Origin of the sequence: Paracandidimonas soli, from assembly GCF_004342005.1 — a bacterium.
GTDB classification, from domain to species: domain Bacteria; phylum Pseudomonadota; class Gammaproteobacteria; order Burkholderiales; family Burkholderiaceae_B; genus Paracandidimonas; species Paracandidimonas soli.
The window spans coordinates 294,467-315,013 of sequence record NZ_SMBX01000003.1 but is presented as its reverse complement, the minus strand read 5'-3'; the positions used below and the strand labels follow the sequence as shown (position 1 = coordinate 315,013).

Annotated in this window: 18 protein-coding genes; 14 read left to right on the top strand and 4 right to left on the bottom strand. The window is 62.0% G+C overall.

Annotation, left to right across the window (positions count from 1 at the left end):
* Positions 1-4: 4 nt before the first annotated feature.
* Positions 5-1,858 (bottom strand): ABC transporter ATP-binding protein, encoded by a 1,854-nt coding sequence (locus EV686_RS08470; protein WP_377747971.1) that lies wholly within the window; start codon positions 1,856-1,858, stop codon positions 5-7.
* A gap of 237 nt (positions 1,859-2,095) precedes the next feature.
* Here EV686_RS08470 and EV686_RS08465 point away from each other — a divergent pair, with 237 nt between their 5' ends.
* Positions 2,096-3,100 (top strand): Bug family tripartite tricarboxylate transporter substrate binding protein, encoded by a 1,005-nt coding sequence (locus EV686_RS08465; protein WP_132475591.1) that lies wholly within the window; start codon positions 2,096-2,098, stop codon positions 3,098-3,100.
* Between the two features lie 190 nt (positions 3,101-3,290).
* On the opposite strand, the gene EV686_RS08460 is transcribed toward EV686_RS08465, so the two are convergent.
* A complete protein-coding gene (locus tag EV686_RS08460) occupies positions 3,291-4,595 on the bottom strand; it encodes an MFS transporter (protein WP_243650803.1) in 1,305 nt (434 codons plus the stop codon).
* Between the two features lie 210 nt (positions 4,596-4,805).
* Between EV686_RS08460 and cyoA the strand changes: the two genes are divergently transcribed.
* From cyoA to EV686_RS08420, 8 genes are all read left to right on the top strand, one after another.
* Positions 4,806-5,861 (top strand): ubiquinol oxidase subunit II, encoded by a 1,056-nt coding sequence (gene cyoA / locus EV686_RS08455; RefSeq protein WP_132475585.1) that lies wholly within the window; start codon positions 4,806-4,808, stop codon positions 5,859-5,861.
* A 100-nt stretch (positions 5,862-5,961) separates the two neighbouring features.
* Positions 5,962-7,956 (top strand): cytochrome o ubiquinol oxidase subunit I, encoded by a 1,995-nt coding sequence (cyoB, locus tag EV686_RS08450; protein WP_132475582.1) that lies wholly within the window; start codon positions 5,962-5,964, stop codon positions 7,954-7,956.
* Positions 7,949-8,590 (top strand): cytochrome o ubiquinol oxidase subunit III, encoded by a 642-nt coding sequence (cyoC, locus tag EV686_RS08445; protein ID WP_132475579.1) that lies wholly within the window; start codon positions 7,949-7,951, stop codon positions 8,588-8,590. Before cyoB ends, cyoC begins: the two co-directional genes overlap by 8 nt.
* Entirely contained in the window at positions 8,587-8,982 is a 396-nt protein-coding gene (gene cyoD / locus EV686_RS08440) for a cytochrome o ubiquinol oxidase subunit IV (protein WP_132475576.1), read from the top strand. The genes cyoC and cyoD overlap by 4 nt, the downstream gene beginning before the upstream one ends.
* Before the next feature lie 135 nt (positions 8,983-9,117).
* On the top strand, positions 9,118-9,978 hold the full coding sequence (locus EV686_RS08435; protein ID WP_243650802.1) for an SURF1 family protein: 861 nt from the start codon (positions 9,118-9,120) through the stop codon (positions 9,976-9,978).
* A 66-nt stretch (positions 9,979-10,044) separates the two neighbouring features.
* Positions 10,045-11,418, top strand: a complete 1,374-nt coding sequence (locus tag EV686_RS08430) for an ATP-binding protein (protein ID WP_132475573.1) — start codon at positions 10,045-10,047, stop codon at positions 11,416-11,418.
* Positions 11,399-12,031: a response regulator transcription factor gene (locus EV686_RS08425; RefSeq protein ID WP_132475570.1), complete on the top strand. Its 633-nt coding sequence runs from the start codon at positions 11,399-11,401 to the stop codon at positions 12,029-12,031. Before EV686_RS08430 ends, EV686_RS08425 begins: the two co-directional genes overlap by 20 nt.
* A gap of 22 nt (positions 12,032-12,053) precedes the next feature.
* Entirely contained in the window at positions 12,054-12,227 is a 174-nt protein-coding gene (locus EV686_RS08420) for a hypothetical protein (RefSeq protein ID WP_243650801.1), read from the top strand.
* A 75-nt stretch (positions 12,228-12,302) separates the two neighbouring features.
* Here EV686_RS08420 and EV686_RS08415 read toward each other — a convergent pair whose 3' ends face one another.
* Positions 12,303-12,578: an I78 family peptidase inhibitor gene (locus tag EV686_RS08415; RefSeq protein ID WP_132475567.1), complete on the bottom strand. Its 276-nt coding sequence runs from the start codon at positions 12,576-12,578 to the stop codon at positions 12,303-12,305.
* Positions 12,579-12,916: 338 nt separating this feature from the next.
* Here EV686_RS08415 and EV686_RS08410 point away from each other — a divergent pair, with 338 nt between their 5' ends.
* The gene (locus EV686_RS08410; RefSeq protein ID WP_132475564.1) at positions 12,917-15,016 is read left to right on the top strand and encodes a PhoX family protein; all 2,100 of its coding nucleotides are present in this window, start codon (positions 12,917-12,919) and stop codon (positions 15,014-15,016) included.
* A gap of 129 nt (positions 15,017-15,145) precedes the next feature.
* On the opposite strand, the gene EV686_RS08405 is transcribed toward EV686_RS08410, so the two are convergent.
* Positions 15,146-16,297, bottom strand: coding sequence for an HPP family protein (locus tag EV686_RS08405; RefSeq protein WP_132475561.1), 1,152 nt, complete (start codon positions 16,295-16,297; stop codon positions 15,146-15,148).
* A gap of 294 nt (positions 16,298-16,591) precedes the next feature.
* Between EV686_RS08405 and EV686_RS08400 the strand changes: the two genes are divergently transcribed.
* The 4 genes from EV686_RS08400 (at position 16,592) to EV686_RS08385 (ending at position 20,539) form a co-directional block, all read left to right on the top strand.
* Positions 16,592-17,449, top strand: a complete 858-nt coding sequence (locus EV686_RS08400) for a helix-turn-helix domain-containing protein (RefSeq protein ID WP_132475558.1) — start codon at positions 16,592-16,594, stop codon at positions 17,447-17,449.
* 204 nt (positions 17,450-17,653) lie between these two features.
* Positions 17,654-18,634 carry a TRAP transporter substrate-binding protein gene (locus tag EV686_RS08395; RefSeq protein ID WP_132475555.1) on the top strand — a complete coding sequence of 327 codons (981 nt, stop codon included), beginning with the start codon at positions 17,654-17,656 and terminating at the stop codon, positions 18,632-18,634.
* A 57-nt stretch (positions 18,635-18,691) separates the two neighbouring features.
* Entirely contained in the window at positions 18,692-19,276 is a 585-nt protein-coding gene (locus EV686_RS08390) for a TRAP transporter small permease (RefSeq protein WP_132475552.1), read from the top strand.
* Positions 19,277-20,539, top strand: coding sequence for a TRAP transporter large permease (locus EV686_RS08385; protein ID WP_132475549.1), 1,263 nt, complete (start codon positions 19,277-19,279; stop codon positions 20,537-20,539).
* Positions 20,540-20,547: the final 8 nt, after the last annotated feature.

Sequence of the window (20,547 nt, the reverse complement as noted above, 5' to 3'; positions counted from 1 at the left end):
CCGTTCAGGCGGATGACGGCTCGTCCTGCGCCAGGAACCCGCCGCTCTGATGGGACCAAAGCTTGGCGTAGACGCCGCCATACGCCAGCAGCTCCAGATGAGTGCCCTGCTCGACGATGCGCCCCTCGTCCACGACCACCAGCCGATCCATGGCCGCAATCGTCGATAGGCGGTGCGCAATGGCGATCACCGTCTTGCCCTTCATCAAGTCGTACAGGCTTTCCTGGATGGCCGCCTCGACCTCGGAGTCGAGCGCGCTCGTCGCTTCGTCCAGCAGCAGGATGGGCGCATTCTTCAGCATGACCCGCGCGATGGCGATGCGCTGGCGCTGTCCGCCCGACAGCTTGACGCCACGCTCGCCCACGTGCACGTCATAACCGGTACGCCCATGGGCGTCGCGCAGGCCCATGATGAACTCATGCGCATGCGCCTGCTTCGCCGCCTCGATCATTTCCGCGTCAGTCGCGTCGGGCCTGCCGTACAGGATGTTCTCGCGCACGGAACGATGCAGCAGCGCCGTGTCCTGCGTCACCATGCCGATCTGCGAGCGCAGGCTTTCCTGCGTCACCCCGGAGATATCCTGACCGTCGATCAGGATGCTCCCGCTGTCCAGATCATAGAATCTCAGCAGCAGATTCACGATCGTGGACTTGCCCGCTCCCGAACGCCCTACCAGGCCGATCTTTTCCCCCGGCGCGATGCGCAGCGAGAAATCGTCGAACACCATTTTTTCCGAGCCGTACCCGAACCTGACGTTCTCGAGCCGCACCTCGCCGGCGCCCACCTCCAGCCGGGAGGCATCGTCTGCATCCTGGATGGCATGGCCCTTGGCGATGGAGTTCAGGCCGTCCTGCACGGTTCCCAGGTGCTCGAACAGCGCTGCCGCCTCCCACAGGATCCAGTGAGACAGGCCGATCAGGCGCAAGGCCATGGCCGTCACCGCCGCCACGCCGCCCAGACCCACCATGCCCTGCATCCATAGATAGACGGCCACGCCCGATGTGGACAGGATGAGCAGCACCATCAGCGCGTGATTCACGATCTCGAATGCGCTGACCAGCCGCATCTGGCGATAGACCGTCACCAGGAACTCGCTCATGGCGCTGCGCGCGTATTCCGCCTCGCGCCCGGCATGGGAAAACAGCTTGACGGTGGCGATATTGGTATAGGCGTCCGTGATGCGCCCCGTCATGAGGGAGCGTGCGCTGGCCTGCGCCTTGGACGTCGCTCCCAGCCGGGGCACGAACCAGATGACCATCAGGACATACAGCACCAGCCAGCCGATGAACGGCAGCAGCAGGAGCGTGTCGAACGTTCCGACCACGACCGCCATCGACGTGAAGGTGATGATCATGAAGACCAGCACGTCTCCCACGATGATGCACACATCGCGCACGGCCAGCGCCGTCTGCATGACCTTGGCGGAAATCCTGCCGGCGAACTCGTCCTGGAAGAACCCCATGCTCTGGTTCAGCAGCCAGCGGTGGAAGCGCCAGCGCAGCATCATGGGAAAATTGCCCGCCAGCGCCTGGTGCTTGACCGTCGTCTGCATGGCGATCAGCAAGATACTGGCCAGCAATACGCCTGCGATCATCAACAGCGTGCCCTGATGCGTCCGCAGTATCTCGCCCGCCGGCGCCTCGCCCAGCAGATCCACCAGTTGCCCCAGCGTGGCGTAAAGCCAAGCTTCGAACGCCCCCACGAGGCCGGTGAACAGGATCAGGAACGCAAGCCAGGGGCGCGCGCCCTTCGTGCTGGCCCATATGAAAGGCACCAGCTTTGCCGGCATGGGCCGGCCTTCGGCCTCGTATCGCTCGCTCTCGAATGGCGGCAGGCGTTTTTCAAACCACTGGAACAAACAACTTCTCCGGAACGGGTGATGCAGGCATGCGAGGCGGGAAGAGCCCGTCCTGGCGCAAGACATGCAGACTGCGTGCAGTTTACTGCAACGGCTCGTGCGGACAGGGGGATTTCCCTAGGTTCTGTCAAGCCCTGAAACATGAACGCTAATATCATGGCGGCAGCAACAATGACAAGAACGACCCACAAGGTCTGAATTTCTTTCCACGACCATATCCATACAGGAGACATCGACATGCAGACACACTCGCCACACAAACGCTCCAGCTTGCGCGCTTTGACACTAGGCCTGGCCGCTACGGCAACCGCACTGCTGCCGGCGGCAGCCTCGGCAGCCGAACCCTGGCCCGACAAGCCGATACGACTGGTCGTTCCGTTCGCGGCGGGCGGCAACACGGATATTTTCGCGCGCCTGATTGCATCGCAGATTGAGAACGACCTGGGCACGACCATCGTCATCGAGAACCGTGGCGGCGCCTCCGGCAATATCGGCGCAGAGAACGTCGCGCGCGCCCAGCCGGACGGCTACACGCTGCTGATGGGCACCATCGGCACCCAGGCCATCAACTACAGCATTTACAAGGACATACGCTTCCAGCCGGAATCGTTCGCCCCCATCTCGATGATCGGCTCGGTACCCAATGTACTCATCATTTCCCCGAACCTGAAGGTCGACTCCGTCCAGGAACTGATCGAGTACGGCAAGACCAATCCAGGCAAGCTCAGCTTCGCGTCTTCGGGCGCGGGCTCATCCATTCACCTGTCCGGCGAAATGTTCAAGGTCCGCACAGGCGTCGACATGGTGCACGTCCCCTACAAGGGCAGCGCACCGGCAGTGACCGACATCATCGGCGGCCAGGTGGATCTCATGTTCGACAACCTGCCGGTTTCCCTGCCCTTCATCAAGAATGGCTCCCTCAAGGCACTTGCCGTGACCAGCGCCAAGCGCAGTCCCAGTCTGCCGGAACTGCCCACCATGGAAGAAGCCGGTGTCGAGAACTTCGACGTCGGCTCCTGGTTCGGCCTGCTGGCGCCTGCCGGAACGCCTGAAAGCATCGTGAACCGCATCAATGCCGCCGTACAGAAAGCGATGGGCGCTCCTGCCCTGCAGAAGCGCATCGTCGAGCTTGGCGCCGAGCCCATATACAAAGGCCCCAAGGAATTCTCCGATTTCATCGACGCCGAAATCGTGAAATGGAGGCAGGTCGTAGAGGCTTCCCAGGCTACGGCCGGCAACTGAAAGCAAAGCCTGGCGTCCTCCAGCGCCGCGCAGGGGATTTCCGGTGCAAGGTCCGCCCGAAAGCCCTGCCGAAGTGCTTCTCCACATGCGATATGAAACCGCCCCCGGGCGCCGGATTAACAAGTCCGGCGCCCGGGGGCGGTCTGTCGTTTCCGCCGTCGTCAACACATGCCGACCGGCCGGGACGATCTCACGCCGGACGCTTGCGCAGGGTCAGCGGCTTGATCTTGCGGTTGATCCACAATGCCAGCAAGGTACAAGCGGCTCCTGACATCAGATAGACGCTCAGGTAGACCAGCCCGAAATGCGCCGACAGCCCCAGCGCCACCAGCGGCGCGAATGCGGCGCCCAGCAGCCAGGCCAGGTCCGAGGTCAATGCCGCTCCCGTATAACGGAAACGGGGCGAGAAGTTGGCCGTCACCGTACCTGAGGACTGGCCATAGGACAGCCCCAGCAGCGCAAAGCCGATCAGGATGAAGGCATCCTGTCCCACCGCCCCGCCGTTGAGCAATGCGGGAGCAAACAGGCTGAACACGCCGATCAGCAGCGCAAGCAGCGCCAGCGTGGTCCGGCGGCCGATGCGGTCCGCCAACACGCCCGACGCCACGGTCGCCACGATGCCGACACCCGCGCCCAGGATCTGGATGAACAGCACATCATTGATGGCTTGCGTTTCCTGCAGGGCGATCCATGACAGAGGGAAGATGGTCACCAGGTGGAACAGGGCATAGCTGGCCAGCGCGGCAAACGCGCCGATGAACAGGTTGTATCCCTGCCCGCGCAGCATCTCGGAAGTGGCGATAGGTTCGAGCTCGCGCTCTTCCAGCAACTGCGTGTATTCCTCCGTCATGACCAGGCGCAGGCGCGCGAACAAGGCCACCACGTTGATGGCCATGGCCACGAAGAACGGATAGCGCCAGCCCCAGCCCAGGAATTCCTCCCTGGTCAGCGTGGAATGCAGGTACAGGAACAGGGCGCTGGCGACCAGGAAGCCGATCGGCGCGCCCAACTGTCCCATCATGGCGTACCAGCCGCGCCGCTGTTTGGGCGCATTCAGCGCCAGCAGCGACGGCAGCCCGTCCCAGGATCCCCCGAATGCCACCCCCTGCAGGATGCGGAACAGCGCCAGCAGCAGGATGGCCACGGAACCGATCGACGCATGGGTCGGCAGGAAGGCGATGCCCGCAGTGGCCGTGCCCAGCAGGAACAACGCAATGGTCAGCTTGGCGCTGCGCCCCCAGCGCCGCTGGATGTTCATGAACAGCGCCGTGCCGAACGGGCGCGCAATGAAAGCCAGCGCAAAGATGGCGAACGAGTACAAAATGCCCGTCAAAGGATCCGCAAACGGGAAGAACAGCGACGGAAATACCAGCACCGAAGCCAGGCCGTAGACGAAGAAATCGAAGTACTCGGACGCTCGCCCAATGATGACGCCGACGGCGATATCGCTGGGTGCGACATCGGAATGGCCTGAGGCCGGTTGCGGTGCCGGCATGACTGCGGCCTGAGCTGAAGCTGTTATCATATCGAGTTCCCCTTGACCCGGATCAAAGACAAAATCGGCGCGACGGCTTCTTTTTTTGCCGCTAATGCACCATAGGACAAAATGTCCAATTTCCTGCATTCGTGGTTCAAGTATATTCTGCATTTTTCTTCATGGCACCAAACTCAAGCTTGGTAACCTTACGTCGCAAGTAACTTCAAGATGCTACGAACCCTCCCACTCCTGGTTTTTGCCGCTCTTTTGTCCGGCTGCAAGGCAGTCGTGCTGTCCCCCTCCGGCGACATTGCCATCCAGCAACGCGATCTGATCTACATTTCCGTTGCCCTGATGCTGATCGTCATCATCCCGGTCATGATCCTCACCGTCGTCTTCGCCTGGCGCTACCGGGCATCGAACAAGGACGCAACCTACTCCCCCGAGTGGGACCACTCGACCAAGATCGAGCTGGTCGTCTGGTCCATCCCCCTGCTGATCATCATCGCCCTGGGCGCCATTACCTGGGTCAGCACGCACAAGCTCGATCCCTATCGTCCGCTGGACCGCATCGCCGCCGACAGGCCCGTGCCCGCCGACGCCCAGCCCCTGGTCGTGGAAGTCGTGGCTCTGGACTGGAAATGGCTGTTCCTGTATCCGGAATACGGCATCGCCACCGTCAATGAGCTGGCCGCCCCGGTCGACCGCCCCATCACGTTCCACATGACCTCGTCGAGCGTGATGAATTCCTTCTATATCCCCGCGCTGGCGGGCCAGGTCTACACCATGGCCGGCATGCAGACCAAGCTGCACGCGGTCATCAACGAACCCGGAACCTACAAGGGCTTTTCCGCCAACTACAGCGGCGCGGGTTTCTCCGGCATGCATTTCCAGTTCCACGGTATGGACGACGCCGGATTCGGCCAGTGGGTCGAGCGCGTCAGGCAAAGCAGCGACGAGCTCAGCCGCACAACATACCTGCAGCTGGAAGCCCCCAGCGAGCGCGAGCCGGTACGCTACTACGGCAGCGTGGCCAACGGCCTGTACGACGCCATCCTGAACCGTTGCGTGGAGCCCAACCGCATGTGCATGCGCGACATCATGACTATCGACAAGCAGGGCGGCCTCGGCCTGCCCGGCACCATCAATCTTGCCAAGCTGGACGCCGCCACCCGCGCCCGCCTCGGCCTGGAAAGCGTGCGCGAACGTATCTACGTCAGCGCCATCTGCACCGTCAACGATCCCGCCTTCACGTCGCTGGATACGATGAACGCATCGCTGTAAGACCGTTTGTTTCCGTGCCGCCGCTCCGCGCATCGGTCCTGTTCCAGGCGATGCGGGAACGCGGCGCAAGCCTTTTTCCATCTCTGCTGACGTCTGACTCATGGACTTTAAAACGCTACTGCTAGGGAAACTGGGATGGGATGCCATTCCCTTCCATGAACCCATCCTCATCGCCACTTTCGCGGCCGTCGTGCTCGGCGGCCTCGTTCTGGTCGGCGCCCTGACCTACTACAAGGCCTGGAGCTACCTGTGGCGTGAATGGTTCACCAGCATCGACCACAAGAAGATCGGGATCATGTACATGATCCTCGGCCTGGTCATGCTGCTGCGCGGCTTCGCCGACGCCATCATGATGCGCATCCAGCAGGCCATCGCCTTCGGCGACTCGACCGGCTACCTGCCGCCGCACCACTACGACCAGATCTTCACGGCGCACGGCGTGATCATGATCTTCTTTGTGGCGATGCCGCTGATCACGGGCCTGATGAACTATGTCGTTCCCCTGCAGATCGGCGCCCGCGACGTGTCGTTTCCGTTCCTGAACAACTTCAGTTTCTGGATGACGACCGCCGGCGCAGTATTAGTGATGATCTCCCTGTTCATCGGTGAGTTCTCCACTACAGGATGGCTGGCCTATCCGCCTCTGTCGGGTATCGAGCACAGCCCGAGCGTGGGGATGGATTACTACATCTGGTCCCTGCAGATAGCGGGGATAGGAACGACGCTGTCGGGCATCAACCTGATTGTCACCATCATCAAGATGCGCGCCCCCGGCATGAGCATGATGAAGATGCCGGTGTTCACATGGACGTCGCTGTGCGCCAACGTGCTGATCGTCGCCACCTTCCCGGTGCTGACGGCGGTGCTCGGCCTGCTGACGCTCGACCGCTACCTGGACATGAATTTCTTCACGAATGATCTGGGCGGCAACCCGATGATGTACATCAACCTGATCTGGATCTGGGGCCACCCGGAAGTCTACATCCTGATCCTGCCGCTGTTCGGCGTGTTCTCGGAAGTCGTGGCCACCTACTCCCGCAAGCGGCTGTTCGGCTATACCTCAATGGTGTATGCAACAGTCGTCATCACCGTGCTTTCCTATCTGGTCTGGCTGCACCACTTCTTCACCATGGGCGCCGGCGCCAGCGTGAACTCGTTCTTCGGCATCGCCACCATGATCATCTCGATTCCGACCGGAGCGAAGGTGTTCAACTGGCTGTTCACCATGTACCGCGGACGCATCCACTTCGAATTGCCCATGATGTGGACCGTGGCCTTCATGCTGACCTTCGTCATCGGCGGCATGACAGGCGTGATGCTGGCCATTCCGCCAGCCGATTTCGTGCTGCACAACAGCCTGTTCCTGATCGCCCACTTCCACAACGTCATCATCGGCGGCGTGGTGTTCGGCATCTTTGCCGCCATCGTCTACTGGTTCCCCAAGGCCTTCGGCTACAAGCTCGATCCATTCTGGGGCAAGTGCTCGTTCTGGTTCTGGGTCATCGGCTTCTGGTTCGCCTTTACGCCCCTGTATGTCCTGGGTTTCATGGGAGTGACGCGCCGCCTCAGCCATTTCGAGGATCCCTCCCTGCAGATCTGGTTCCAGATCGCAGCCTTCGGCGCGTTCCTGATCGCGTTGGGCATCGCTTGCTTCCTGATCCAGCTCGTGGTCAGCTACCTGCGCCGCGACCAGCTGCGCGACACCAGCGGCGACCCCTGGGACGGACGCACGCTGGAGTGGGCCACGTCTTCCCCCCCTCCCAACTACAACTTCGCCTTCACGCCGCTGGTGCATGAAAGCGACACATGGTGGCACATGAAGCAGAACAAGGCGGAACGCCCCCTGGACGGTTTCCTGCCCGTGCACATGCCGCGCAATACCGGAGCAGGCATTATCCTTGCTGGTCTGAGCCTGCTGTGCGGCTTCGCGCTGATCTGGCATATGTGGCTGGTCGCCGGCATCGCCTTCGCGGCCATCGTCGCCGGCGCCATCTACCATACCTTCAACTACGACCGCGATTACCACATCCCTGCGGAAGAAATCGCCGAAGTCGAAGCCGAACGTACACGTCAACTTGCAACGAACCATGTCTGATTCCACTGTCATCCAACATCCGGGCGCAGCGGACGCCCCCGGCAAGCTGGCCTTCTTCCTGAAGAAGGAACATCACCCCCAGAACGGCACCTCGCTCGGTTTCTGGATCTACCTGATGAGCGACTGCCTGATCTTCGCCTGCCTGTTCGCAGTCTACGCCGTCGTCGGCCGCAACTACGCGGCTGGCCCGTCGGGCGCCGACCTGTTCGACCTGCAACTGGTCGCGCTGAACACGGCCATGCTGCTGCTGTCGTCCATCACCTACGGCTTCTGCATGCTGGAAGCCCAGCGCAACCGCCTGAAGGCGGCCATGGGCTGGCTGGCCGTCACCGGCCTGTTCGGCCTGGCCTTCCTGGGCCTGGAGCTGTATGAGTTCCATCACCTGATCAACGTCGGCGCAGTACCCCAGCGCAGCGCCTTCCTGTCGGCATTCTTCGCCCTGGTCGGCACGCACGGCCTGCACGTCGCCTTCGGCGTGATCTGGCTGGTCACCCTGCTGTTCCAGCTCAACAAGCACGGCCTGATCCCGGCGAACCGCCGCCGCCTGATGTGCCTCTCCATGTTCTGGCACTTCCTCGACCTGATCTGGATCGCCGTCTTCTCCTTTGTCTACCTGATGGGAGTCCTGCCATGAGCGCCCACGCCAATCAGAACCACGCACACGACGATCACCACGACCACCACGACGACGGCCACGGAGAGATCACTTTCCGCGGCTACATGACCGGCTTCATCCTGGCCGTCATCCTGACCGTCATTCCGTTCTGGCTGGTCATGGGCAACGTGCTGGAAAGCTCGGGACAGACGGCGCTGATCATCCTGGGGCTGGGCGCCGTCCAGATGATCGTGCACATCGTCTACTTCCTGCACATGAATCCGCGCGCGGAAGGCGGCTGGAACATGCTGGCATTGATCTTCACGATCATCGTGGTGCTCATCGCGCTGGTAGGCTCGCTCTGGGTGATGTACCACCTGAACACGAACATGATGCCCGACATGATCCACGACATGAAGAACATGCTCTGATACGGATCCGGGGATCGCTCGCTTCCCGCGGCGATCCCCGCTTCGCCGCCTTGCCGTGGCAGGCGGCGCCTCTTTCGCAGTACAGTCTCATTCCGCAGACCGGCTTCCGGCTGATCCCCCTTCCAGAAGGCTGCCGTGAACGACAAGCATTCCCCTTCCCCCCGAAACGCCACACCGACGCGCAAGCCCATGCGTACCTGGGCGCTGTGCCTCTGGAGCCTGATCGCGCTCGCCTCTTTCATCGGCTTCATCTCGCTGGGCAACTGGCAGGTCGAACGCCGCGCCTGGAAGCTGGACCTGCTTGAGCGCGTGGATGAGCGCATACACGCGCCCGCTGTCGAAGCCCCCGCGCGCCGGGACTGGGACGGCATTTCCGTCAGCCGCGACGAGTACCGCCGCATCCGGCTGACAGGCGTATACCGGCACGACGACCTTGCCTTCGTCCAAGCCACCACGGCGCTGGGCGCGGGCTTCTGGGCCATCACGCCGCTGCAGCTCGCGGATGGCGGTATCGTGCTGGTCAACCGGGGCTTCGTGCCGCAAGGACAGCAGGACGGCGCCTGGCGGCGCAGCGGCGAACCTTCGGGTTCGGTCACCATCACGGGGCTGCTGCGCCTGACCGAACCTGGCGGCGGCTTCCTGCGCAACAATGATCCCGGCGCCGACCGCTGGCATTCACGCGACGTGATACAGATCGCCGCCAGCCGGGGGCTTCGGGATGTCGCCCCCTATTTCGTGGATCTGGATCCCGCCCCCTTCCTGTCCCAGGACCAGCCGCCTGTTTCCCGCGCCGTCGATCCGCACCTGATGGAGGCGATGGCGTCCGGACGGGCACGCATCCCCGACAGCGATCTCCCCGTCTCCGGCCTGACCGTCGTCACCTTCAGCAACAACCACCTGACCTACATCCTGACCTGGTACGGCCTGGCGCTGATGGTTGCGCTGGCAAGCGCATACGTATGGCGCGAAGAGTACCGTTTGCGCCGTCGGAAATAGAAGCCCCCCCGCCGCGCGCTCGGCTGGCCGCGCCGCGCACGGCAAAAAAGCCTACACTTCTTCATTATGAACCATGCGATAGAGCACGATTCCCCGAACGTTTTTGCCGCCGGCGCGCCCGTCCGCCCCTATCCCGGACACTCGCCGCTCGACGACGGCGGCGGCGCGGGCCGCAAGAACATGCAGCAATTGATCCAGCTGCGCTGGATCGCCGTGCTGGGCCAGGTCGTCACCATCCTCTCCGTCCGCTACCTGCTCGGCATCGCCCTGCCGCTGGGCTGGATGCTGTCGCTGGTCCTGCTGCTCGCGGTCTTCAACGCGGTAAGCATATTGCGGCTCCGCCTGCGGCAGCCCGTCCATAACCGGGAGTTGTTTGCTGCGCTGCTGCTCGATGTCCTGGTCCTGACCGCTCAGCTGTATTTCAGCGGAGGCATCTCCAATCCCTTCGTCTTCCTGTATCTGCTGCAGCTGACGCTGGCGGCCATGCTCCTGCGGCCCTGGTCCACCTGGATCCTGGTCGCGTCCGCCGTCTCCTGCATTCTGTTCCTTGCGCTTTCCAGCCAGCCGCTTGCGCTGGCCTTCGACCACGAACAAGGCATCGGCAGCCTGTACGTTCAGGGCCTCGTCATCAGCTTCCTGCTGAACGCTGCGCTGATCGTCGTATTCATCACCCGCATCAGCCGCAACCTGCGCGCCCGCGACATCCACCTGGCCGCCATGCGCCAGCAGGCGGCCGAAGAAGAGCACATCGTGCGGATGGGCCTGCTGGCCTCGGGCGCGGCCCATGAGCTGGGCACCCCTCTGTCGACAATGGCTGTCATCCTGGGGGACTGGCAGCACAGCCCCGCCTTCTCCGGCGACGCGGAGATGAAACAGGAGATCGGCGAAATGCAGGCCCAGGTGCTGCGCTGCAAGTCCATCGTCAACGGCATACTGCTGTCGGCCGGAGAAGCCCGCGGCGATGTGCTTACGGAAAGCACGGTCCACACCTTCCTGGAAGAACTGATCGAAGAATGGCGCACATTGCGCCAGCCCAGGCGCCTGGTCTTTGAGAACCGGTTCGGCGAGGACCTGCCCATCATGTCCGATACCGCGCTCAAGCAGATGATCTGCAATGTGCTGGACAATGCGCTGGAAGCCTCGCCAGACTGGCTGCGCGTCATCGTCAGTCGGCAGGACGAGCAGCTGATCCTTACCGTGCTGGACGGCGGCCAGGGCTTCGACGCCGATATTCTCGCCAACCTGGGCAAGCCGTACCACTCCAGCAAAGGCAAGCCGGGCGGCGGACTCGGCCTGTTTCTGTCGATGAACGTAGCGCGCACGCTGGGCGGCAGCATCACCGCGCAGAACCTGATATACGGCGGCGCTTCCGTCACCCTGACGCTGCCGCTTTCCGCCATCACGCTAGACGAGGATACCTATGACGCCGCAGACGGCTGAAGACAACGCAGGCGACTCTCCCGCTGCGCAAGCATCCCGCCCTGCCGAAGAGCGCAGCTCGACCGAAGGGCTGGCAAGCGGCCGGAAACTCGGCCTGCTCATCGTCGAGGACGACGCTGCTTTTGCGCGCACGCTGGGCCGCTCCTTCGAGCGCCGGGGCTATCGCGTCATGTCCGCCAACAGCCTCGAGGCCACCGAACGGCTGCTGCTGGAAGAAACGCCGCGCTACGCCGTGGTCGACCTGAAACTCAAGGGCGAAGCTTCCGGCCTGTCTTGCGTGCAGGCCCTGCACAGACACAGCGCCGATATGCTGATCGTGGTGCTGACTGGATTCGCCAGCATCGCGACGGCGGTGGAAGCCATCAAGCTGGGCGCCTGCCACTACCTGGCCAAGCCGTCCAACACGGACGACATAGAAGCGGCCTTCCATCGCTCCGAAGGGGTCACCGACATGGAGGTCACCATGCGGCAATCCTCCATCAAGACGCTGGAATGGGAGCGCATCCACGAAACCCTGGCCCAGACAGGGTTCAACATCTCGGAGACGGCACGCCGCCTGGGCATGCATCGCCGTACGCTGGCGCGCAAGCTGAACAAGCAGCAGGTGAAATAACGCCCGATTCACGGTCTCTCCAGTGAACGCCCGTCCAGCCCAGCGGGTCTCGCCTCCCTCTTTGTTTGCCAAGCGCTGGGAAGAAATCGGCAGCGATGTCGTCGGCGGCACGCCTGAAGAGTTCGATGCCCTGGTACTCTCGGAAGCCGAGCGGCTTGGCGGCATCATCCGCAATCTGGGCATCCAGTTGGACTGAAAAACACGCCTGGAGAGACGAGGGGCGCTCGATGCATTCGAGCGCCCCTCTGTCTTGCACGCTTGACCTTTGCGATCAGCCGCAGGACACGCTTTCCACGATGCCATCGGCATTCACGCGGATATTCAGGCGCTCGAGGCGATAGTCCATGGTTGCCGCGGTATTCGGATGCAGGATCCGCGTGCCGGGAGGCAGGGAGGACTCATTGATCTCCGCCGCAGGCAGACCCACCAGGGTCTGGCGGGTCGAATAGCCGCAGGTGTCGGCCTGCTTTTCCGGATCTTGCGAACCAGAGGGAGACTGGCAGGCAGCCAGCAGCACGACAGGCAGAACGGCAAGTAAACGCTTCATCGGTAGCTCCTTGAAAACATCGCGCAAGGCACGATTGCGGCCGAATCATGTCCGACGCCGGAAAACGCTTTGCATCAGGCAGGAACGCACGGCCAGTCCATACGCCTGACAGCATACCCCGATCCGCCCTGCGAATGTCTCGACTGAACAATTCTTGATAAACATGAAGCCGCCTCGCGCCCGGGAGCCTGGCCAGCCGCCCCATGCGTCATATTCCCGTACCTCGCACCACCTTTTTTCTCAATGACCTTCACAATGCTGTCATCCAGCGCCGCAACAATACGTTCCTGCACATGGACACCCCATGGACTCCTTCAACAATGCAGGAACACCAGAGAATGGACAATTTCGACCTCGACGACATCCCGGCCAACCGCTCGCAGGCCCAGCCCTTCAGCGACATCGTGCAGAACGTGGCATCGCGGCGCGGTTTCCTGAAGACCGGCCTGGGCCTGGGCGCCATCGGCTTCTTCGGGCTGGGGCTTTCCGCCTGTGCCAGCGCGTCCCGCATCGGCTACGCGCAATCTGGCCTGCCTGTCTTCGATCCGGAAGAACTCAAGGCATTCACGGGCATCGCCAGCAGTACGCAAGACACGATCACGCTGCCCCCAGGATATGCACACGCCGTCATCAACCGCTGGGGCGACAAACTGCATACGCACTCTCCCGCATTCAAAGGCGATGCCAGCGATGGCGGCGATGCCCAGGCCCAGCAGATCGGCTACAACCACGACGGCATGCACTTCTTCCCCATCGACGCCACGGACAGCCAGAACGGCAGCAGCCGCGAAGGCCTGCTGGCGACGAATCACGAATACATTACGCCGCACTTCTTCTTTCCCAAGGGCGTGGAGCCCGGCAAGCAAGGATGGAGCCTGGACTGGGTACGCAAATCGCAGCATGCCCAGGGCGCATCCGTGCAGCACATGCGCCTGAATGCCGACGGCAGGTGGGAGCGCGTGCTGGACTCGCGCTACAACCGCAGCATCAATGCCACCACGCGCATGGAGCTGGTCGGCCCCGCCGCCGGCAACCGTCTGGCGCGCACCAAGGCCGATCCGGAAGGCCGTCATGTCTACGGCACCTATGGCAACTGCGGCAACGGCTTCACTTACTGGAACACCTACCTGACCTGTGAAGAAAACTTCACCGACTATTTCGGGATCGGCGAGAAGAACGAAGCCGACGCCGATTATGCCGATGCCGAGCAGAAAGCCCATCTGCAGCGCTACAAGGGCAGCGAAAAGACGGCCAGCGACGATTACCGCTGGGATACGCACGACACACGCTTCGACTGGACGCAGGAACCCAACGAATCCAACCGCTTCGGCTGGATCGTGGAGATCGATCCATTCGATCCGCAATCCACTCCCCGCAAGCTGACGGCGCTCGGACGCTTCAAGCACGAAAATGCCGCCATTACGCTGGCGGACGACAAGCGTATCGTCGTCTACATGGGTGACGATCAGGTCAGCGAGTACCTCTACAAGTTCGTTTCCGACGGCAAGTATGATCCCGCCCGCCCCGAACAGAACCGCAAGCTGCTGGAAACAGGAACGCTCCACGTCGCCATCTTCAGCGACGCCCAGGGCAGCGACGATTTCGCAGGCACGGGCCGCTGGGTCCCGCTGACGCTGGACACCATCGCCCTGGACGGCCGCCGCCTGGGAGATCACTTCAACAACGACCTGGGCGAACTGCTGATCAAGACCCGCCAGGCCGCGGACGCCGTCGGCGCCACTCCCATGGACCGCCCGGAATGGGTCGCCGTCCACCCGGCCACGCGCGAGGCCTATGTCACCCTGACCAACAACAAGTCCCGCGGTAGCGACAAGGCGCGCTTCCCCGGCGGCCCTGCGCATCCCGGCACGGACGGCGCGAACCCGCGCGAGAGCAACCTGTACGGGCAAATCGTGCGCTGGCGCGAAGCCGGCGGCAATCCGTCCGCCATGGAATTCGAATGGGACATCTTCGTGCTGGCGGGCAACCCCAACAAGCACAGCGACCTGCGCGCCGGCTCGTCCAACATCACGCCGGACAATACCTTCAACAGCCCGGACGGCCTTGCCATCGATCCCCGCGGACTCATCTGGATCCAGACCGACGGCAACTACTCCAACAAGGGCGAGTACGAAGGCCAGGGCAACAACCAGATGCTGGTGGCGGATCCGGTTTCGAAGGAAATTCGCCGCTTCATGGTCGGCCCCAAAGGCTGCGAAGTCACGGGCATTACCTGGACGCCGGATATGAGGTACCTGTTCATCAACATCCAGCATCCGGGAGAAGGCGCTTCCGTCAGGGATTCACAGGAAAGCCCAGTGGCGATCTCCACCTGGCCCGACGGCCCTGCCGCCACTCGCCCCCGCCCGGCCACCGTCGTCATATGGCGCGAGGACGAAGGTGTCGTAGGGACGTTCCCGGAAGCGCGCAGCGCGTGATGCGGGACGCATGAACAGCGTGCCTGCCCTGCCGGCCGCGCCATGCGGCGGACAGGCCTGCTGGTCCGGATGTCGTCCCTGACCGCAGCGGATAGGCTTGCGCCATCGGCTGCGGGATCGATCGGCGCTTTACTTGCCCGCGGGCTGGCCGGTCGCCAGGACGCTGTACAGATCCACCAGCAGGTCCGATTGCGTCACCATGCCAGCCAGCCGGTCCTCCTGATCCACGATCGGCATGTGGCGATGCCTGCCCTGGCTGAACAGGGGAATCAGCGCCGCCACCGACTGATCCTCGCGCGCGGTCACCGCCGGCGTCGTCATGATGTCGCGCACGGCTGCCGCGGGTTCCGCCTTTTTCCAGAACCGGGGCCTTTTGATGAACTCCATCAGGCCGGATCGCCACTGCCCGGGCGCATCCATCTTGGCGTGACGCATGAAGTCCGCCGTGGTCACGATCCCGACCACCCGCTTGTCCGTGTCCGTCACTGGCAAGGCCTTGATATTGTTGGCCCGCATCAGCGCCCATGCATCTTGCAACGGCGCCTCCGGAGCTATGCTGAACACCGCCGGAGACATGATGCTGGCGCTTTTGCGCGCACCCAGCATTCGCTGGAACGCCGCCGTCTCCACATAGGTAAGCAGGGTTTCCAGGTCTTCCCTGCTGACGTTCAGCGCCTGGTTGTAGCGCGTCAGCGCGGCGTCCAGGTCTTCGCTGGCGAAGCGCGCCGGCGCCGACGGGCCTGCGCTTTTCGCCGCCGATCGGCGCAAGGGATAGCGCTTTCCCGTCAGCGTGTTGTAGACCATGCCCACCAGCACAAGAATGCAGGAATCGAACAGTACCGGAAACAGCACGAAGCGAAACTCGTCGATACCCTGCAGCGCGGCGAACAGAGCCAGCGCGACGCTGGGCGGATGCACGCAGCGCAGCCAATAGGTAATCGGAATCACCAGGGCGGCGGCGATCGTTACCGCCACGACGGGCTGCGGCACCAGCACAGCGCAAGACACACCGATGAAAGCCCCCACCATATTGCCCACGGCGACGGGCCAGGGTTGCGCCAGCGGACTGGTCGGCAGAAGGAACACGAGCAGCGCGCTGGCCCCCAGGGACGACACCAGCCAGTGGTGCTTGACGACATATCCATTGATCAGATAGCTGAGCGATGAGGTGATGCCTATCGCCAGCACAGCGCCCAGCAGGGCGCGCCACATTTCCCGGGCGTCGATGTTCAAGTTCTGGGGAAGGAAAGGCTGAATCCAGTGTCGCAGCTTCGTCGGCATACGGAAGGCGCCGGCCGCCAGGGCAGCGCGGGAAAAATGGAAAGGTGGGATGATACTCCGCTCCTCCCGTTGATGGCGGAAAGACGCTTGGGAGGAGATTTTCGTGATAATAGCCCTGGAGATAGCCCATGGATCAGCAGATGATGCGCCCTACCCCGGATATCCATCAGCCTTAATGATATATAAGATAGATATATATGATTTCATGTGATTTCCTCTCTGCTCTATACTGCAAAGATCATGGACTTCGTCCATCTCCTGTAGTTTCTTTCACATTCAGGCAAAGAAGATGAGATGACAACCGCCCTGAGGATTGCGCAAGGCAGGTTCGGCCGATTGGCCCTGCTCGACATGGACACTCCCCTGGCGCCGCATGCTCACTCCCAATGCCATGTCATCTTCAAGGTCAGCGGCGCAGACTCGGCCTTCTATGTCAGTGAAGAAAGGCTGCCCGTCACGGATCGCACCGCCATTCTGGTCAACGCCTGGGAGCCGCACTATTTCTTCAGCGAGCCCGATTTCCCGCGCACGGTCTACCTGGTGCTGTACATAGAGCCCGGCTGGATGTCTTCGCTGCACAGCCCCTTGCATGTGGCATCCCATCCCCGATTCTTTCCGCATCCCTGCGTGGAGATTTCGTCGCGTATCCGCAGCATGGTCGATAATCTGACGGGGGGGCTATTATCACTGATCCCTATGCCCCAGGAACGCCTGGAATCAGACCTGTTCGATCTCATGGTGGCCGTCTGCGAGGATTTTTCTGCATGGCGCCATCACAGCCAGTTGATACTTCCAGATGGACGGCACTTGCAGGATGCGCGCATCCATAAAGCCATCGCCTATATCCACCAGAACATCGGCAAGCCGCTGGACATCGCCCAAGCCGCCGCTTCGGCGCATCTCTCCCGGGCGCAATTCTTCCTGCGTTTCAGGCGCTGTACAGGAATGACGCCGAATGTATTCATCAATATGCTCAGGGCTGAAATCGCCTGCAAGCAACTGGCGCAGGCCGATGGCTACGGAAGCGTGGGCCGGCTTGCCCAGGCACTCGGATTCTCGGACCAGGGCCACTTCACCCGCTTCATCCGCGGGCATACCGGCGTGACACCCAGTGAATACAGCCGGGTCGTGCAAGTCTACGACGCCGTCTAGCCGCATTTTTCCTCCTTTTTTTGTGCGAGCGCCCCGAAGCCGAACCAGGCGCAGCGCAAATTCGCCCGATTTCCGTGCAAATCAAGACTCTATGGCAAAAATGCGGAACCATAGCCAATGCTCTTGACGCGAGTCCCTCCTAACATGACGGGATAAGAACCGGCAGGCAACTGCCGCGGAATCCCATCCAACGAGGAGATAGACATGCCACTCAAGAAATTGCTGATGACGCTTGCCGTCACCGCTGGCATCGCGGCCAGCGCAACATCCGCCGCCAAGGAGCTTCGCCTGGGCCTGATCGTGCCCGGTGCGCACGAGTGGTCCAAGGCCGCCGTCGCCATGGGCGAAGACCTGAAGGAAAAATCCCAGGGCAAGTATACGGTCACGGTATTCCCGGCGGGTCAGTTGGGCAATGAAGCGCAGATGCTGCAGCAATTACAGACTGGCGCGCTCGACATGGCGTTCATGACAGTCGCTGAAATCACCAATCGCGTGCCGGACTTCGGAGCCATCTTCGCTCCCTACCTGGTACGGGATGTCCACGAGTCGGGTCTGCTGCTCAATGGCCCGACCGCGCAGAAAATGCTGGAACGGCTGCCGCGGGAAATCGGCGCTGTCGGCGTCGGCTACGGCGCGGCATCCATGCGCCTGATGCTCAACGCCTTTCCAACGAATGACGTGAGCGACATCAAAGGCCGAAAGATGCGCATCACTCCGTTCCCGCCGCTGCGCGATTTCTACCGTTTGCTGGGCGCCGCCTCCACGCCCATGCCGGTAACCGATGTCTATGATTCGCTCGCGAACGGCCAGGTCGACGGTATCGATGCCGACATGGAGCTGGTATGGCGCATGAAGTTCTATGAACGAGGCCAGACCCTGCTGTACTCCAGCCATGTCATGTTCCCCGTCATCGGCCTGGTATCCGCCCGCGTCTGGCAGCAACTTCCTCCGGCCGATCGAGAGCTTCTCGCCGAAACCGCCAAGCACCATTTGAACGGATTATTCGACAGCTACATGAAGGTCGAGAAGGAAATGGCACAGAACATCCAAGGCACAAAAGTCGACGTGAAAATCGTCGGACCCGAGTTTTTTGGCGACGTTCTCGACGAGTGGGAAAAAATATGGCTTGAGCGTACTCCAGTACTGGCCGAGCTGCGCAAGGAAGCCGCAGCCCTCCGGAAATAAAGCAGCGGGAAGCCTTGAAACGATCACGCGCCACCGCCGGACCTTCTGACTACCATCATGCTGAAGACTATTCATAGATTGAGCAACTGCATCGCACGCATGGAGCGCATGCTGATCCGCGGCATTGCCATCGCGCTGCCATTGATGATTCTCGTCAATGCCACGGGCAGGGCCGCCCGCACCCCCATCTACTGGATGGACGAACTGGCCATCCTGCTGATGGTATGGATGGCGATGATCGGCATGTCGCTGACCCTGAAGACCCGGGATGCGGTCTCGGTCACCATGCTCGTCGACATGATGCCGCCCCGCGCGATGAAGGCCATGAAGATCCTCACGGATATCCTTGTGCTGGCGTTCGGCATCATCGTTCTCGTGCTGAGCTACCGTTGGTTCGACCCGCTGGCGCTCATCCGGGCCGGTTTCGACCTGCATGCGTTCTCGGGCGACACTTTCAATTTCATCTATGAAGACACCACGAATACGCTCGGCATCAGGAAATTCTGGTTCTGGCTGGTGATTCCCCTGACGGCGCTCACGACGAGCGTGCACGGCATGTCGAATCTCATTCATACCCTGGGCACGCCGGCATCGTCGATAGCCGATGCGACGGCGCCCGCCGCCGCTGGCACGGAGGCATAAATGATTCCATTCAGTTTCGGCCTGCTGTTGATGCTCGGGCTGCCGATCGCGCTCGTACTGGCGATGACCGCCCTGCTCTATATCTACATCAGCGGCAATACCGTTCTATACCTTTCCTTTCCGCAACAGTTCTTCGCGGCCATCGAGAACTACGGCCTGCTTGCCATTCCTTTGTTCATGCTGGTCGGCGAATTGATGAATGAGGGCGGCATCACGCGACGCCTGGTTGCGCTGGCATCCGTATTCATAGGCCACATCCGGGGCGGTCTCGCCTATATCAACATCCTGGCGAACATGTTCCTGGCATCCATCGTCGGATCGGCCAACGCCCAGGTTGCGGTGATGTCGCAGGTGATGGTTCCTGAAATGGAACGCCAGGGCTACCAGCGGGGCTTCGCAACCGCCACCACTTGCGCCGGAGCGCTGCTCGCGCCCATCATCCCTCCCTCCATGCTGTTCGTCATTTTCGGGGTACTGGCCCAGATATCGATCGGCGACATGTTCATTGCAGGCATCATCCCCGGCGTGCTGATGGCCGCAGGCTTCATCCTTGTCATCGCCCTGCTCGGCTGGCGCTACCACTACCCGCCCGGCATCCGGTTGAGCAGGCAGCAGAAGCTTCGGAATATCCTGGCCGCCATTCCATCCCTGCTGGTGCCCGCCGTCATGATCGTGGGCATACTGGGCGGGCTCACCACTCCCACGGAAGCCGCCGCCCTGGGCGCCCTGGCAGCCACCCTGGTCGGGAAATTCGCGCACAAGGAAATGCATTTCGACCGCCTCGGCGGCATGCTGATGCGCGTCGGTATCAATACCGGCGTCGTGCTGTCGCTGGTGGCGGCCGCAGGCGTTTTCGGCTGGGTCATCGTCTTCGAGAAAGTGCCCCAGCAACTTGCATCGGTGCTGCAGGGCATCACGGCGGATCCTTTTGTCTTCATGCTGCTTGTCACCGTGCTGCTGCTGGTGGTCGGCACCGTCCTGGACGGGATTGCGGCATTGATCCTGCTTGCGCCGATCCTGCTCCCCGTCGCGATCGAGGTCTATGACATCAGTCCCTACCATTTCGGCGTCGTCATGTGCATCAATCTGACTGTGGGCCTGTTGACGCCTCCGGTCGGGGCGGCGCTGTATGTCGCGGCCCGGGTCACAGGCGCCAGGCCCGCGGAAATCATCCGGCCCCTGCTGCCCTTCCTCGGCATCACCATTCTTCTGATGATACTGCTGTCGTGGCAGCCATTCCTGGTCACCGCCTTGATCAGCTGATCCACAAA